The following is a 17,098-nucleotide window of genomic DNA, read 5'->3' as shown; positions in this document are numbered from 1 at the left end:
ACTTATCCATAAAAATGACAATTATTGTTCCTAAGTTATTTAAAGTTTTTTGTTGGGGCTTTGATTTTTTAAAAAATCAAAGCCCCAACAAAACTTACACAACTAAAGGGAGGGTGCCTTTATTTGTCTAATAATCAATTGTTTACAAAAATCAAAAACGTCACTTAAATTGTTTTTATTACTTACTTATCTATTTAGCTTTGTTTTTATTCTTGATTTCTAATTTGTATATCAGCATCAGCCAGCCAAAACCTATTAATAGATGAAACATTACGATACCGAAATATACTTTCTCCATGTTATTGTTTGTTCAAAGCTTCTAAAATTTCTGGTTTATCCATAAAACCTACATTCGACCAAACCAGATTTTTATTTTTGTAAAGCAAAAGCGTAGGTAATGCTTCTACGTTTAGATTCTGACACAATTCTGGATTCTGGTCTGCATCAATGCGAATGATAGTTACTTTTCCTGCTTGTTCTTTCGTGATTTCATCAATAATGGGTTTCATCTTTTTGCATGGGCCACACCATTCGGCATAAACATCCACTAAAACAACTTGGTTTTTATTGATGGTATCTTGAAAAGCTTTATCTGAGAGGGTACTTGTCGGAGCATTTCCATTATTTGATTCTGGTAAATTATCATTTCGCCAAGCTAAAATTCCGCCATCAAGTTCATATACTTGTTTGAATCCTTCTGCACGCAATTGATTGGCAGCGGAGGCACTTCTTCCTCCACTTAAACAATAAACAAATACAGGTTTACTTTTATCAAATGCTTTTACTTTTCCAGAAAAGTCATCACCGTTCCAATCTATATTTTGAGCATTGTTAAGATGCCCATTTTCAAATTCTTCTGGCGTTCTTACATCAAGAATGATGGCATCAGGTGTTTTTTGAATCTTTTCTGCAAAATCTTTAGCAGAAAGTAACGTTTCGTTTTGTTCACTTTTTTTGCCACAGCTACTCAAAAGTGCGGTAAAGGCTAATAAAATTATAATTGATAAGTTTTTCATGTATGTTTTTTAGTATTTGATTATCAATCACTTGTAATAAGTGAGCATTTTCTTTATTAATATTATTTTAATTGGTTTATCAGCGTAACTAACTGGTTTTTCTGTACTACACCCGATTGTCGCCAAAGGATTTTACCATTTTTAAAAAGTATCAAAGTTGGTACGCCTTGAATTCTGTAAGTTTGAGCTGTCGAAGGACTTTTGTCCACATCAATTTTAATAACTCTTACTCTATCGCCCATTTGCGAAGCAAAGTCTTTGAGGATTGGCGACATCGTTTTGCACGGCCCACACCATTCTGCGAAGAAATCTACCAAAACGGGAGTATCGCCATTGATAATATCTGTAAAAGTTTCTTTTTTGTTTGTTGTTTCCATTTTTTTGAGAATTTATTACAAGTATAGAAAAGATTTGAGTAAATCATCCTAATATTCTATCGCAAAGGTGCGTATTTTTTTGAACCAATACAGTGATATTTGTTACAAAGAAACTTTGTTTTGAAATAAAAAACCACGCTCATTAGCAAATGAACGTGGCTATCAATTTTATTTAATTGTAACTCTTGAAATTTTAACCCTGTGTACCTTTTACAAATGCTTTTAGCACATTGTCGTCCACATTTCCGAATAAAGAAATACCTGCTGCTCCATTTTTAAGTGCTAATTTTACTCCCTGCGTAATTTCTTCGTGATTATCAAAATCAGGCAAGTATAAACCTGCGTACAAAGGAAATTTACCATGCAAAGCTTTTACGCCTTCTTCTACGGCATCGCCAATCCAATTTACGTCTTCTTTATAGAATTTATGATAAATCATCGGACAAACAGCGTTCAGATTCCAATTTACCCAGTCTTGGCGAACGATTCTTTTTGCTACTTCTGGCGTAGGAAAAACGGCGGCTGAAATAGGTTTTTTAAAACTTGAAGCCGTTTTAACAAGATGATTAACCAAACGAGTAACGTTATCGTAACGAAATTTTCGCCAAGATAAATTTTGGTCAGGATTTTCAACACTTTTTATATCAATGCCTTTCCATTCTTTAAATTTCTTCTGACAAACTTCGCAATAACAAAAATCATATTCTGGTAATTCTTGATTTTGTTTGATGCCATATACTTGCCAAAGATTTACGGCTAAAATTACATCGCAATAACGAACATAATCTAAATGAATACCGTCCACATAAGGTTTACTAAGTTCTGTTTTTACTACATTTTCTAAATAATCTCTTACTTCTGGACGGGAAGGACAAAGCCAGCGATAATAACCCACATAAGGCGGATTTGTAGCACAAGATTCTCCTTTGCGATTGATGGCGTACCATTCTGGATGAGCTTTCAAAAGGCTTTCTTCTCCACGATTTAAAGTCCAAATCCAGCGATGAGTACTTAAACCTTGTTTTTTAGCAATGGTAAAATGTTTTTCGTCATCAGCTTCAAAGAAAATACCTGTAATACCGTGTGCTTTGAATTTTTTATATCGAGCCGTTAGTACATCTTCACTTTCTTTATGGTCAGGATTTATCCAAATCCAATTTTTGAGTTTTGAATCTGCCTTTTCAGCCAATAAAGGTTTGGCTTGCAACAATTGAGGCGTTTGACCAGCCGCTAAAGCCGTCAAGCCCATTTGTTTGAGGAAAGTACGCTTTTTCATTTATGGAAGGTTTATTGTTGAAGTAAGTAATTAAACAAAATTAATTGTAATGCTTTAAGCAATAGGCTATAAGCAGTAAGCAAAAATACTTTTTTTCGTAAAAAATAAACATTTTGCCTATTGCCTAAAGCTTACAGCCAAAAGCAAAATTTTAAAACTAATTATACACGATTACTTAATATAAATTTTAAAATATTTTCCTCAAAGCTTGTCACTAAGCGTCAAAACGCTATCCTGATTTAGCAATACTTTACTTTTTGAGGTTTTATCGCTAATAGCAATCAAAAAAGTATGTTTTGTGGCTTCTATTGAAAGCTCAGCATCTTTGAAGTTTTCAATTTTCAAAAGTGCTAAATCGCTTGTATATTGTTGATTTTTAGCGAAGTACTCTTTTTCTTTTTCGTAAATTTCCCAAGCGATTTCTTTTAAAGTTTCACTTTTTGGCAAAGTAAAGTCAATGTTTTTAGTGCCAACATTTTGTGTTGAAAAAACTAAATAACCCCATTTTTCTGGAATGTGCATATTGATTTTTCCTTGTGGCGACCAAACCCAATTGTATTCTGGTAAATAACCGTCTCCACTTGCTTTCTTTTTGCGAGAGTACTTGCCTTTTTCGATGCTATGTTCCCATTCAACTCTTGAAAAATTGATTCTCCAGAATGACAAATCTTCAATTTTAGGCTTTACATTATCCATATCAAGCGAAGACAAAGGAATGGCAATTTCAGCAAACCAACGCTTGTCTGTATCTGTCGGATTGTTGAGTGTTCCTTCAATAGAAACAGCAGATTTTAAACCCTTAATATCCCAATTGATTAACGCTCTTCCGCCATTCCGATAAGGTTTTGGCAAGAATAAATCAAAAGTATTGTTTACGGCATTAATTTCTAATTCAAAATAATTTTGTGAATCTCCGTCTGGGTCGATGAAGATTTCAAAATCGTTTTCCAAGAAAACGATTTGGTCTTTTTCTTTCTGATAAGCCCAAATATGCTTTTCGTCTAAAGCTGCGGCGATGTACAAGTACTTATCGTCCCAAAGTAATTTTGTTTTGGTAGCTTGTAAAGGCAAAGGTTTTTTATCGCCTTCGATGTCCACGAATAAATCTGTCCATTGGGCTTTTTGCCAAGCAGCTTCATCAAGTTTTCCGTCGATTTTTAAACTTTGTGGAGTACGAAAACAATGGTATTGGAGAGGTTTTGAGGGCGTTTGAGCAAAACCGAAACATAGTTTTAAACAAACTATCCCAGATAGGAATAATTTTTTCATGTTTTTGATGAATGATAATTAAAGAAAGGATTGATACAGTATTTGAAGAGAGAAAATTGTTGTAAATACTCAATCAGGGCATAAAATAGAAAAAACTCCTAAGAAAACTGTCTTTCTTAGGAGTGAAATTAAAAAAAGCAGGATTATATATTATCGTATCAACAAGACTGAACCACTTGTTTGATAGGTAGTTAAATTGTTGAGTTCTACTTCTACTTGATACACATAAGTACCAGCGTCGGAAGGCAAACCTTTATAAGTACCATCCCAGCCATAAGCCGCATCGGAGGGCTGAAAGTTTTCCTTTAAAAAGAGTAATTCCCCCCATCTATCAAAGATTTTTAAAAGCTTGATTTGCTTGATACAACCAGAACCATAAACCATAAAAATATCATTGTTGTTATCATTATTGGGCGAAAAAGCATCAGGAATCAGTACGATACCACAGTTTCTTACGGCTACATTAATCACTTTTGATTGCTGACATTCAGTGCCTTCTGTACTGTTTACGTAAATGGTGTATTGTCTGGATTGTAAAGGTTTAGCAATGGTTTCGGCACAAGTAGCACAAGCCAAATCTGTTTCAGGTTTCCAGCTATAAGTATAGCTTCCTGTGGGCGTAACGATGGCTTTGAAAGTAATACTTTCGCCAGAAATAATACTGAATTCTTGGTCTTGAAGGCTTAATTCAAAATCAAGTACTTTTAGTGTTGTTGTCACTATGCTGTCACATTTTCCTGCTCTTGGAATAGTAGTTGTATAAGTACCTGAACTTGTGTAGGTTTCTGAACCTACTTTAAAACTACTTCCTGCACAAATCCTGATATTTTGTGCGTAGCGAGTTAATGGCGTTACCGTTAGATTGAGTGTAACGGTACTGTCGCAAACACCAAAACGACTAATATTGGTAATGTATTGCCCCGTGGCATTATAAGTATTCGTTCCTACTACATAGCTTTCTCCTTCACAAATTGTAGCATTTACGGTATGATAGGGGTGTTGGTACTTGATTTGATATTGAAGTTGCAATTCACAAGAAGCATCCAAACTTGCGATTGGAAGAATAGTTACAGTGTATCTATCGCCTAAAGTTGCCTTTACTTTAATGCTCGAACCTGTTTCACCATTACTCCAAGTATATTTGGCAAAACCTTCGGGAGCTTTCAAAATCATAAAACCATCTTCATCAGGACAAGCAGCCGTAGGAGTGATTTCTGATTTTAAACATTGGGCATCGAAATAAGCATAACCAAAATGCTTTTGTTTTGTACAACCATGAGCCGTAACTACAATATTGATTTTTTGTCCGATATAATTTTTTAGATTGATAGCTCCAATCGTCCAGTTGCGGTATTCAATTGTTCCGTCTGTATAACTTTGTGTACTAAAATTAGCCGCAGTACCCGACGAAGAAAGTTGTACATCAAAAGTACTGCATGACAAAGGATTGCCTGCATCGTCAGTGATTTGGATATTGAAGCCCGGTTTTTGGTAATCGGCATGACCTTTATCGTCGTTTTGAAGTAAAACCGCAAATTTGTATTGAAACAAAGAATTATCTTCTGTAACAATAAAAGAGGTTCGCAATCTATCATAACTTCCGCCCTGAGTCGTATTCCCAAGCCTGATAGCATACTTACTTCCAGAAGCTACCATCGGAATATTTTCCTTGGTTATCTTCGCATCGTTGCCGTCGCTAATACTCGTGATTTGGTAGTTTGCACCAGATACTTCTGTACCATAAATGGCTTTTGTACCGTCGTCGGTCAATGTGCCGCTACTTAGCGTCCAACCTGAAGTATTGCCTAATTCAAAACCAATATTGGTACAGTCAGTTTGAGCCAAACTAACAGATTGAGAAAAAACAATAATACTTAGTAAAATAATTACTCTCTGCATTTTTTAAGCTTTGTAAAAAACGAAAAATCTTGATTGTCTGATTTTTAAGCAGTAGATAAATTCTAACAAATAATATTGCGTGAGTGAAGCAGGGGTCTTTGGTAGAGAGACAGCCTCAATACAACAAAGCGTTGCATCAAGTATTGATTTTAGTGAAAGAATCAGAAAAACAAATGGAATTTTAGGTAGGAAAGGGAAGATTTTAGGATTTACTTGGCGTAAACGATGCGATACAGCGAGGTGTTGGCAATAAGAAAGGAGATAACTTTAGTGAAGCGTTATCTCCTTGAGGATTAAAAACTTATTTTATTTTTTACTTAATAAAAGATGTTCATCTTCTAAAATTTCAGGATTATCTACTTTGATAGCAGTAGCAGTTGTTGAAATGAAATTCCATTTTCTACTCAATTGAGATAAAGGTTTGTCATTACCAACACTCAAGTCAATGGCTTCTTTTGAAGTAGCACCATAATAAGTAACAGCAGGCGTGTATTGCCAAGTACCAGAAGTTTGTTTGCCATCTTTTGAAACAGTTACTTTTCCATCAGCAGAAAAAACAAAACTATAACCTGAGAATTTAGAAGTTTTATCTTCTGTTTTTTGGGTAAATGAGCCTACAACCCAAGTGCCAGAGGTCAAGTTGGTAGTAATTCCGCTGGTTGTGTTATTAGTAGCAGCGGCTGGGTCAACAGTGGACGTTTTACAAGATGTAATGGCAATCATCACAAACGTACAAGTATAAAATTTTAGGTAACGATTTTTCATGGTTTTGCGGGGAAGGATAATGAATTTGTTTACTATTACTTTACATACGAATAAGCTTAGCCAAAGGTTGCTTTTGATTACTGTTGTTGGGTGAAATTTACCGTTAGATAAGTTTTTCGGATAATAATTTTGATTTTTTAGGGATTTTGAAAAATAAATCCTTGCTTTACTCTAAATGTAATTTATTCATTCTGAGAAAATTACTCATGTCTAAGTCAGTTAATCATTTTTCACCCAACATTTTATGAAACAAAAAATACTCTTTTGCCTGTTCTTTTTTTCTTCCCAGTATTTGGCAAATGCACAATTTAATTTTAGTGAATTCAATTTAGGGCTAAGGCTTCAAAAGACGCAAAACCTGTATTGGGAAAATGGTCTTTCGCTTGATTTCTCAAACGATTTTTTATTAAATCGAAAAATTCACTTAAAAGGAAGCTATGTAAGTAGTAGTTTGGGTTCTGCTATTGGAAGTAATGCAATTCATCAAGAAAGTTTTATTGTAGGAGCAGAGTACCGCATTCGTCATCTCAAAAGGCTACAAGGTTTGGTCGGATTAAACACAGGTTATTTTCGAGCTAATTACGAAGAAGATATGTTTAAAATTCTACCCCACGAGTCCATGCTTTTGTCAGTAGAAACGGGCATTTCTTATCATTTTGATGCTCCTTATGCTTTTACTTTATCTACTGGATACAATATTATTAATGGCAACGGCATCAGTACGCCGGGGACATTATTTCCTGTATTTTATCAATTCTCCATGTTTTACTCTTTAAAGCACTAACCATGAAAAGACTTTGTATTTATTTACTTTTGACAAGTATGCTTTTGGCTGCTTGTAATAAAAGCCCTGTCATAGACGATGTGACGATGTTGGATGGAAACCAAATTTTTGACGCTTCATTGAATCATCCAGAAAATTATCTTGCTTCAAGTTATCTTGCAAATCCTACTGAAAATCAATTAAATACACCTGTAATTATTGCCTCGCATGGTTATAGTGCTTCAACTTTTGAATGGGACGAATTGCGTGTATTTGCTGATAAAAATAAGGGATTTTATGTTTCGCAAGTATTATTGGGCGGACATGGACGTACTTATCAAGAGTTTAAAGATGCTACTTGGAAAGATTGGCAACAATCTATCAAAGACGAATATGAAAAGCTCAGTAAAATGGGTTTCAAAAAAATATACTTGGCAGGGTCATCAACAAGCGGAGCTTTGCTACTTAATTTGATAAAGAGTAATTTTTTTAGTTCATACACTAAACCAAAAGGTATTTTTTTAATTGACCCAATCGTATTGCCATCGAATAAATCTTTAACAATGATTGGTTTGCTCGGTCCAGTTTTGGGTTTTACAACTTCTGAACTTGAGGAAGGCGAAAAAGGATATTGGTATGTGTACCGTCCACAAGAAAGTTTAAAACAGTTATTAGCCGTTATAGACCTCACTCGCCGTGACCTTGAAGATGGTTTTTCTTTACCACAAGATACTTACTTGAAAGTTTATAAAAGCATAAAAGACGAAACGGCTGAACCTGTAAGTGCTTTGTTGATTTATAAAGGTTTGAAGACTTCAAAAGGAGCAAATATTGATGTAGAAATGGTAGAATCTAATTTACACGTGTTTACTCGCTTGAAGGGTAGGAGTAATGTTAGTTCAACAGATGAAGCACTTCAATTAAAGACTTTTACAGAAATGAGAAACAAGATGTTGGAGTAATGATTTTCAAAAATAGATAGACTTAATGCTAAAAAAAAGGCTTAAAGTTCTGTGAAAGAAACTTTAAGCCTTTTTTAAATAAGAATCAAAAATTACTTTTTCTTCTTTTTAGGGTCAGCTTGTTGAGCTTTCTGAGCTTCTTCGGCTGCTTTCATTTGTTTTGAAATATATTCAGAGAAACGTGATTTTTTCACGCCACCTGCTGCAATTTTCTTACGATTTTCTTCTAAAACTGCTTTGATTTTGTCTTCATCAACAAATTTACGAATACCAATTTGCTGTCCGATGGTCACTAAGTTTGAAACGAAGTAATAGAAACTCATACCTGCTGGAAGCGAGTTCATTACAAACATAAAGATGACTGGCGTGATATAAGCCATTTTCTTCATGTCGATTGGTTGACCTGTTTGGTCTGGTGTATTTTGGTTATTATAATAACCATACGCAATACTTGAAACCGTCATCAACAAAGTAAACAAACTGATATGATTTCCGTACAATGGAATACTGAAAGGCAAAGTAGCGATTGAGTCGAAAGTAGAGAGGTCATTTGCCCACAAGAAAGACTGCTGACGCAAGTTAATCAAGTTCGGGAACAACATAAATACCGCCATCAAGATTGGCATTGTTGCTAAAACTGGCACACAACCACTTAGCGGACTTACGCCTACTTCACCGTACAATTTCATTTGAGCTTGCTGCTGTGCGGCGGCATCGTCACCTACTTTTTCTTTGATAGCATTTAATTCTGGTTGAAGAATTCTCATTTTTGCCATACTTACATACGATTTGTAAGTAAGTGGAAGCAAAGCAAACTTGATAATAAGTACCAAAGCAATAATCAACAAACCGTAGTTGTTAAATACTGTTTCCAAAATATTGAACAATGGAACAAATACATAACGAGTGATTGGCAAGAAAATATCATAACTCAACTTCACGTTTTTACCAAAACCCGGTGCTACGTTTTTGATGATATTATAATCGTTAGGGCCGAAGTACCACTGATAATTTCCTTTTCCTGTTTTCAAATCAGCTAAATCCAAATCCATATTGGCTCTTAACGTTTTGATATTTACAGAGTCAGTTTCGTTGGCAGTAGCAAGTACTTGGGCTTTAGCAATTGGAGCGTTTTTAGTAATAAAACCAGAAAGGAAGTATTTTTTCTTGAAAGAAACCCATTTCAAAGGCTTATCAAGTGTTTCTTCTTTTGAACCTGTTGGCGTTTCAGCTAATTGGTCAAATTCTTCATCTTCGTTCAATAAATAATTGACTGTTGCTTTACGGTTTTCTGTCAAATCTTTTTCAGTTGGACGAACGTTTTCTAACCAGTTGAATTTAACAGCTTCGTTTTTCAAAATACCATCCAAGCCTGTCAATTTCACATCTTGGTCTAAAAGAAAACCAGAAGGAGCTAAAGTATAGGATTGCGTAATACTTTGTCCGTTTGCTAATGATAAAGTGAATGAAACAGATTGAGCTGATTCTTTTTCTGGATTGGCGTTTTTATTAACTTTTACATCACTGAAATACAATTTGTTTAAGTCAATATTTCCTTTGGTAGTAGGTAATTCAAAACTTACTTTATCGAAAGACTCGTCGAAAATTAAAAGAGGCTCTTTTTTCTTCGCTACGAATGAATTGTAAGTTTCATAATTTTTTAATAATACTTGTTTTACTTTTCCACCCAAAGTAGAGAAAACAACTTTGATGTCTTTATTTTCTAAAACAATATCCTCAGCAGTACCTGTTGCAGCAGTAGCAAAATCACCAGCAGCAGCTTTCAAGGCTACGGTATCAGGCGTAATGGTTTTTGGAGTACTAACTGACTGAGTAACTTTTGCTTTTTCGTTTACTTTTGTTGGTTCATCTTTCGGGGCAAGGAAAAACTGGTATCCCAGCAACATCGCCATTATCAACAACAGCCCCGTGACTTGATTTTTGTCCATCATTTTTTTACAGAATTTGTCTTAATTCGAATACACTGCTTTCTTAGAATATTCGTTTTCAGTGATTTTTTGAGTATTATTTTTATGATGAAAACCTATTTATAAATCATTCTTGCAATTAGCATTAATTTATAAAGATTCTATCAAATAAAACCGCCAAAGCTTTTGACTTTAGCGGTGCAAAATTACTACTTATCTTTTATTAAATCATTTTAAATGATAAAAGGTTATTTCACTCCTTTCATCAATGGAATGGCATTTTTAAGAGCTGCCTTCACAAAATGAACAAATAATGGGGCTGGATTTGCCACATTCGACTTATATTCTGGGTGGAATTGTACACCAATAAAGAACGGATGGTCTTTAATTTCTACTACTTCAACCAAACCAGAATCTGTATTGATACCTGTTGGAATCATTCCCGCAGCTTTGAATTGTTCTAAATAAGCGTTATTGAATTCAAAACGGTGACGGTGACGTTCTTGAATATTAAGTTTACCATAAATATGATGTGCCAACGAGCCTTTTTCTAATTTACAAGCATAAGCTCCCAAACGCATTGTACCGCCTTTGTTGGTTACTAATTTTTGCTCTTCCATCAAGTCGATTACAGGATATGGCGTTTCTTTGTTCATTTCCGAAGAGTGAGCATTTTCTAAGCCAATCACATTACGAGCAAACTCGATTACCGCACATTGCATACCCAAACAAATTCCGAAGAAAGGAATTTTATTTTCACGAGCATACTTTACAGCATTGATTTTTCCTTCGATACCTCTTTCACCAAAGCCCGGAGCAACCAAAATGCCGTCTAAATTCTCTAATCTTTTTTGATAATCTCCTTCTACCAAGTTTTCAGAAGAAAGCCAAACTACATTTACTTTCGTTTCGTTTACTGCTCCTGCATGGATTAAACCTTCGGCGATAGATTTGTATGAGTCTTTCAATTCTACATACTTTCCTACCAAACCAATCGTAACTTGTTCGGTTGGGTTTTTAAGTTTGCCCAAGAAATTTTTCCATTGCTCAAGGTCAGCGTCTTTGTCGTTATAAATATCTAATTTATACAAAGCACGTTGGTCTAATTTCTCCTTACGCATCAATAAAGGCACATCGTAAATCGTTTCTGCATCCATCGCTTCGATAACATCGTTTGGCGAAACGTTACAGAAAAGAGCAATTTTGCGACGCATTTCTTGAGGAATTGGATGTTCGGTACGACAAACAATAATGTCGGGCTGAATACCATATTCAGACAAAGCACGTACAGAGTGCTGGGTTGGTTTAGTTTTTAATTCACCTGCCGAAGCCAAGTAAGGCACTAAAGTAAGGTGAATGAAAAGTGTATTTTTCTCGCCCAAATCCCATTTTAATTGACGAGCAGCCTCAATAAAAGGTAAAGATTCAATGTCGCCCACACAGCCACCTAATTCAGTAATCACAATGTCGTACTGTCCGGTAGCACCCAATAAAAGAATATTTCTTTTAATTTCATCCGTAATGTGTGGTACAACTTGTACAGTTTTTCCTAAATAATCTCCACGGCGTTCCTTCGTGATAACATTGTTATAAACTCTACCAGTAGTAATGTTGTTTGCTTGCGAAGTAGGTACGCCCAAAAAACGCTCATAGTGACCCAAATCAAGGTCAGTTTCCGCTCCGTCGTTGGTTACATAACATTCACCGTGTTCATAAGGGTTTAGCGTTCCTGGGTCAATATTGATATATGGATCCAGTTTTTGAATAGTTACCGAAAGCCCTCTTGCCTGTAAGAGTTTAGCTAATGATGAAGCAATAATTCCTTTGCCTAAAGATGAAGTTACACCGCCCGTAACGAAAATATATTTTGCGGTTTTAGGTTGCCCTTTACCTGACATTGTAATAAAATTGAAGTTTGAAAAAAATCTAAGAGGAAGTGTACAAAAATGTACTGAGGAGGAATGGAGTTCCGCAACCCTTAGTTACGGGATACAAAGTTAGGGAATTTTCGGCGAAGTATTTTGCCTTTTTTTGAAGAAAGACATAAAAGTCTATATTGAAAATTTGATAATTTATTGATTTGCAAGTGTTTGAGTACTTGTAAAAAAATATTAATTAAAGTCTTAATCCAAACGAGTACCCATAAGCCTGACAAGAATACGTAGAACAAGTCTTTCAGCTTTTGTTTTCGGGCAATCTTCATAAAATCCTAATACGAATCACTCGACTAATTGAGTAGAATTTGTACTTTTGTAGCCAAAATACGATTTTGTCCCTTTAACGATAACAAAAGCTAATCATGTTAAAATCTGTTCCTTTTGATCAAACACACGCATTTTCATTACTCACAAAGCATAAATCTGAAATAGATGCTACTTCTATCAAAGAACTTTTTGCCAATGACCCTGAGCGTTTTAATAAATTTTCTATTCGTTTTGAAGATATTTTAGTGGATTATTCTAAAAATATCATCAACGAAAAAACAAAAGCAATTTTGGTTGCTTTGGCAAATGAATGTGAGTTGGATGATGCTATCGAAAGAATGTTCACTGGCGATACTATTAATCAAACTGAAAAACGTGCCGTTTTACATGTTGCCTTGAGAAACCGCTCTAACTCGCCAATTGGTGTTGATGGAAAAGAAATTATGCCAGAAGTAAATGCAGTTTTAGAAAAAATGAAAGGTTTTTCTGAAAAAGTAATTTCAGGCGAATGGAAAGGCTATGCAGGCGAAGCGATTACAGACGTTGTGAATATTGGAATTGGTGGTTCTGATTTAGGCCCAGTAATGGTGACAGAAGCCTTGAAACCTTATAAAAATCATTTGAATTTACACTTTGTTTCAAACGTTGACGGTACGCATATCGCCGAAATATTGAAAAAGGTAAATCCTGCCACAACACTTTTCTTGATTGCTTCAAAGACATTTACAACGCAAGAAACAATGGCGAATGCACACTCTGCACGTAATTGGTTCTTGGCAAATGGCGGTTCAATTGAAGATGTTGCCAAACATTTTGTGGCAATTTCTACCAACGAAAAATCAGTAGTTGAATTCGGAATTGATGCTGATAATATGTTTGGTTTCTGGGATTGGGTTGGCGGTCGCTACTCTTTATGGTCGGCGATTGGTTTATCAATCGTTTTATCAATCGGATTCGAGAATTTTGTTGAATTATTGGAAGGTGCTCATGCCATGGACAAACACTTCCGTACAGCAGATTTTGGTGAAAATATTCCAGTACTTTTGGCTTTATTAGGCATTTGGTATAATAATTTTTACGGAGCGGATACACAAGCAATTCTTCCTTATGACCAATATATGCACCGTTTTGCGGCATATTTCCAACAAGGCGATATGGAGTCGAATGGTAAATATGTAGGTCGTGATGGCAAAGAAGTAGCTTATCAAACTGGTCCAATTATTTGGGGCGAACCGGGTACTAACGGACAGCACGCATTCTATCAATTGATTCACCAAGGAACAAAATTAGTACCTTGCGATTTCTTAGCTCCTGCGGTTTCTCATAACCAAATCGGAAATCATCATACTTTATTGTTGTCTAATTTCTTTGCACAAACAGAGGCTTTGATGAACGGAAAAACCTTAGAAGAAGTAGTAGCTGAGTTTAAAAAAGCAGGGAAATCAGACGAAGAAATTGCTGAATTAGCTGCATTTAAAGTATTCAAAGGAAACCGTCCGACAAACTCTATTTTGTTCAAACAATTAACACCGAGAACTTTAGGAAGTTTGGTAGCGATGTACGAACACAAAATTTTTGTACAAGGCGTTATCTGGAATATTTATAGTTTCGACCAATGGGGCGTTGAATTAGGTAAACAATTGGCAAACCAAATTTTACCAGAACTTACCAGCGAAGAAGCAATCGTTTCACATGATTCTTCAACGAATGGATTGATTAATGCTTATAAGGCTTGGAGATAAGCAAGTAGGAGTGCTGAATTATGAGTGCAGAGTTTTGAATTTATATGTTTGATAATCAAGTATATAAATTCAAAACTCATAGTTTTTTCTTAAAATCAATTAATCAATTTTGAAATTACTTCGTCAAAAGTTAATTTTTCTTGCTCTCCCGTAATCATATTTTTCAAAGTCAGTTTGCCTGTTTCCATTTCTTCTGAACCGATGATGCATACGTAAGAAATTTTCTTTTTGTCGGCATAATCCAATTGTTTTTTGATTTTACTGACATCTGGATATACTTCTGCATTGATGCCTGCCAAACGAGCTTTTTGTAAAAGTGGCAAGGCAAAGTTCAATTCTTTTTCTCCGAAATGACAAAGTAACAGTTTCGTCGTTACAGAATTGTTTTCTGGAAATAAATTCAATTCTTCTAAAACATCATAAATTCTGTCAACACCAAAAGAAATCCCAACGCCTGAAAGCCCAGCTACACCAAAAGTACCTGTCAAATTATCATAACGACCGCCTCCTGAGATAGAACCCATTTGAACGTCTAAGGCTTTTACTTCAAAAATTGCTCCTGTATAATACGAAAGTCCACGAGCTAAGGTAATATCCAATTCAATATTTTCTTCTGACTGCCCGAATGATTGTAACAAATGCCAAACGGCACGCAATTCTTCAATACCTTTTTTACCTATTTCAGAATCTTTCAAAAGCTCTTCAAGTTTGTCGAATTTCTCTTGATTTGTACCTGAAATTTCAAAAACGGGGTCAAGTTTCGCTAATGATTCGCTCGAAAACCCTTTTTCTGCTAATTCTTCTAATACTTTTTCTTTGCCAATTTTATCTAATTTATCAATCGCTACTGCTAAAGTACCTTCTTGTCCAGCCGCACCAATCGCTTCTGAAAGACCAGTAAGTACTTTTCGGTTGTTGATTTTTAAAGAAAAATTAATGCCCAAATTCTTGAATACTTCATGAATCATCAATACAATTTCAGCTTCACAAACCAAAGAATCAGTACCAACCACATCGGCATCGCATTGATAAAATTCACGATAGCGTCCTCTTTGTGGGCGGTCGCCACGCCAAACAGGTTGAATTTGATAACGCTTGAAAGGCATTGCCAAATCGTTGCGATTCATTACTACAAAACGAGCAAAAGGAACTGTTAAATCGTATTTTAAACCTTTTTCGGAGATTTTTAAAGTCAGTTTTTTTGCTCCTTCGTCTAATTCTTTTTGAGTAATTTTTTCTGAAAAATTACCAGAATTTAAGATTTTAAATAATAATTGGTCTCCTTCTTCGCCGTACTTTCCCATCAAAGAAGAAAGGTTTTCCATGGCAGGAGTTTCGATAGGCTGAAAGCCAAACTTTTGAAAAACAGCTTTAATCGTATCAAAAATATAATTACGGCGAACCATTTTTTCTGGGCCGAAATCTCGTGTACCTTTTACTAAACTTGGTTTCATGGAATATTAAATCGAGCATAAGCCCGAGAATGTGAAAACGGACAGGATTGTCCTAAACTACAAAATTACAAAACCCATTAAGTTTTTGGAAGTTTCAGGGCTTTTAATTCAGAGATTTACTGGATTTGTCATAATTAAGTTGAAGTGGATGTCAACCTATTTTAGGCAAGCATAATAATCATACTTACACTTTAGCAACTGGAATACAGAGTAAAGCCACAACACGACTGTCGATTTCTTTTATTTCAAGAGAGGCTTCGCCTTTATATTTTAACTCTACTCTTTTTTTTAGGTTACTCAAACCAATTCCACCGTCATTCTTTTGTGGTTCGGGGGTAAATGTACCAGAATTACTAACCTGAATTTTTATAAAATTATCTTCTTGAAAAATTTTTATTGAAACATCACCACCTGCTTTCTGTTTGGCAATACCATGTTTGATGGCATTTTCAATCAAAGTACTTATTGACATCGGAATGATCATTTTATGAGATAAGCCTTCCTCTACGTCAATGGTATATTGTAGTCTTTTGTCAAATCGGATTTTTTCTAAAAAAAGATAAGCCTTTGAAAGTTTTAGCTCTTCGGAAATACGTACTTCTGGTGATTGTCCAATATTCAGTGAAAGTCTAAGTAAATCAGAAAGTTGGTCTACCGCACTTCTTGCTTGTTCGTGGTCGATAATCATCAAGGCTTTGATACTATTCAGTGCATTGAAGAAAAAATGAGGATGCAATTGTGTTTTGAGTGTTTCTAATTCAGCAGCGATAATCATTTTTTCCATTGACACAAACCGCTCGTTGATGATTTGCTTTTGAGCGGCGTATCTGAGGAAGTGAAAAAAGAAAAACCACGGGGTAATCACCCAAAAATCATCTAAATACAAACTAAAGTAACTACTGAAATCAGTATAATTTTTCGCTTTGTATTCGGGGTCAGTAAACTGAGAATCGACTATGAGAAATAACAAACCAACCACAATGTTACCAATGATAGGAAAAAGTAAAAATTTTTGAATAGAAATATTATCGGTTTGGTACTTATCTACAATAAGCTTGTAGCAATGAGTAGATACAACTCCAAAAATAAAAACCGCAGAGAAATATTGAAGTGCTGGATGATAGTTATTGATTACCAATAGGCTATATTTTAGAGCCATTTTGGCAATTAGTAGCCAACATGAAATGTGCATAATCCAATATATGCGTTTGTGATTCATAAATTGCAGAGCTTAAAAAGTTATGTGACAGACAAGGGTTGATTTGCACAAAGAATGTACTATAAAGAATAATGGTGCTGAAATTTACCTTAAAGATAAAAAAACAATCTCTTTATAGAATATATTGCCGAAAAAAAGCCAATTTATTAAAGAAATTAATGCTTGAGAGATGAAAAAAAAGCCGTCATTTTATTGAAAATGACGGCTTTGATATGAGTATTCAA

General features: G+C 35.0%; 13 protein-coding genes. 3 read left to right on the top strand and 10 right to left on the bottom strand.

Annotated elements, in window-relative coordinates:
• Positions 1-299: 299 nt before the first annotated feature.
• The 6 genes from trxA (VB248_RS22170) to VB248_RS22145 all read right to left on the bottom strand — a co-directional run bounded on the left by trxA (VB248_RS22170) (position 300) and on the right by VB248_RS22145 (position 6,602).
• On the bottom strand, positions 300-1,016 hold the full coding sequence (gene trxA / locus VB248_RS22170; protein ID WP_323299033.1) for a thioredoxin: 717 nt from the start codon (positions 1,014-1,016) through the stop codon (positions 300-302).
• A gap of 62 nt (positions 1,017-1,078) precedes the next feature.
• Positions 1,079-1,393, bottom strand: coding sequence for a thioredoxin (trxA, locus tag VB248_RS22165; RefSeq protein WP_323299032.1), 315 nt, complete (start codon positions 1,391-1,393; stop codon positions 1,079-1,081).
• Positions 1,394-1,586: 193 nt separating this feature from the next.
• Positions 1,587-2,669 (bottom strand): family 10 glycosylhydrolase, encoded by a 1,083-nt coding sequence (locus VB248_RS22160; protein ID WP_323299031.1) that lies wholly within the window; start codon positions 2,667-2,669, stop codon positions 1,587-1,589.
• Positions 2,670-2,870: 201 nt separating this feature from the next.
• Positions 2,871-3,938: a carbohydrate-binding family 9-like protein gene (locus VB248_RS22155; RefSeq protein WP_323299030.1), complete on the bottom strand. Its 1,068-nt coding sequence runs from the start codon at positions 3,936-3,938 to the stop codon at positions 2,871-2,873.
• Between the two features lie 150 nt (positions 3,939-4,088).
• Entirely contained in the window at positions 4,089-5,837 is a 1,749-nt protein-coding gene (locus VB248_RS22150; protein ID WP_323299029.1) for a T9SS type B sorting domain-containing protein, read from the bottom strand.
• 306 nt (positions 5,838-6,143) lie between these two features.
• Positions 6,144-6,602 (bottom strand): hypothetical protein, encoded by a 459-nt coding sequence (locus VB248_RS22145; protein WP_323299028.1) that lies wholly within the window; start codon positions 6,600-6,602, stop codon positions 6,144-6,146.
• A 244-nt stretch (positions 6,603-6,846) separates the two neighbouring features.
• Between VB248_RS22145 and VB248_RS22140 the strand changes: the two genes are divergently transcribed.
• Positions 6,847-7,386: a hypothetical protein gene (locus VB248_RS22140; protein WP_323299027.1), complete on the top strand. Its 540-nt coding sequence runs from the start codon at positions 6,847-6,849 to the stop codon at positions 7,384-7,386.
• Between the two features lie 2 nt (positions 7,387-7,388).
• Entirely contained in the window at positions 7,389-8,327 is a 939-nt protein-coding gene (locus VB248_RS22135) for an alpha/beta hydrolase (protein ID WP_323299026.1), read from the top strand.
• A gap of 92 nt (positions 8,328-8,419) precedes the next feature.
• On the opposite strand, the gene yidC is transcribed toward VB248_RS22135, so the two are convergent.
• Both yidC and VB248_RS22125 read right to left on the bottom strand, forming a co-directional pair.
• A complete protein-coding gene (gene yidC / locus VB248_RS22130; protein ID WP_323299025.1) occupies positions 8,420-10,279 on the bottom strand; it encodes a membrane protein insertase YidC in 1,860 nt (619 codons plus the stop codon).
• Positions 10,280-10,503: 224 nt separating this feature from the next.
• The gene (locus VB248_RS22125; RefSeq protein WP_323299024.1) at positions 10,504-12,153 is read right to left on the bottom strand and encodes a CTP synthase; all 1,650 of its coding nucleotides are present in this window, start codon (positions 12,151-12,153) and stop codon (positions 10,504-10,506) included.
• Between the two features lie 401 nt (positions 12,154-12,554).
• On the opposite strand from VB248_RS22125, the gene pgi reads away from it, so the two are divergent.
• On the top strand, positions 12,555-14,201 hold the full coding sequence (pgi, locus tag VB248_RS22120) for a glucose-6-phosphate isomerase (RefSeq protein WP_323299023.1): 1,647 nt from the start codon (positions 12,555-12,557) through the stop codon (positions 14,199-14,201).
• 95 nt (positions 14,202-14,296) lie between these two features.
• On the opposite strand, the gene hisS is transcribed toward pgi, so the two are convergent.
• Positions 14,297-15,655 (bottom strand): histidine--tRNA ligase, encoded by a 1,359-nt coding sequence (gene hisS, locus VB248_RS22115; RefSeq protein ID WP_323299022.1) that lies wholly within the window; start codon positions 15,653-15,655, stop codon positions 14,297-14,299.
• A gap of 184 nt (positions 15,656-15,839) precedes the next feature.
• The gene (locus VB248_RS22110; protein WP_323299021.1) at positions 15,840-16,874 is read right to left on the bottom strand and encodes a sensor histidine kinase; all 1,035 of its coding nucleotides are present in this window, start codon (positions 16,872-16,874) and stop codon (positions 15,840-15,842) included.
• Positions 16,875-17,098: the final 224 nt, after the last annotated feature.

Source organism: Arcicella rigui (genome assembly GCF_034929435.1).
Classification (GTDB): domain Bacteria; phylum Bacteroidota; class Bacteroidia; order Cytophagales; family Spirosomataceae; genus Arcicella; species Arcicella rigui.
Note: the sequence above shows the minus strand (reverse complement) of the source record. Positions and strands in the feature narration are given on the sequence as shown.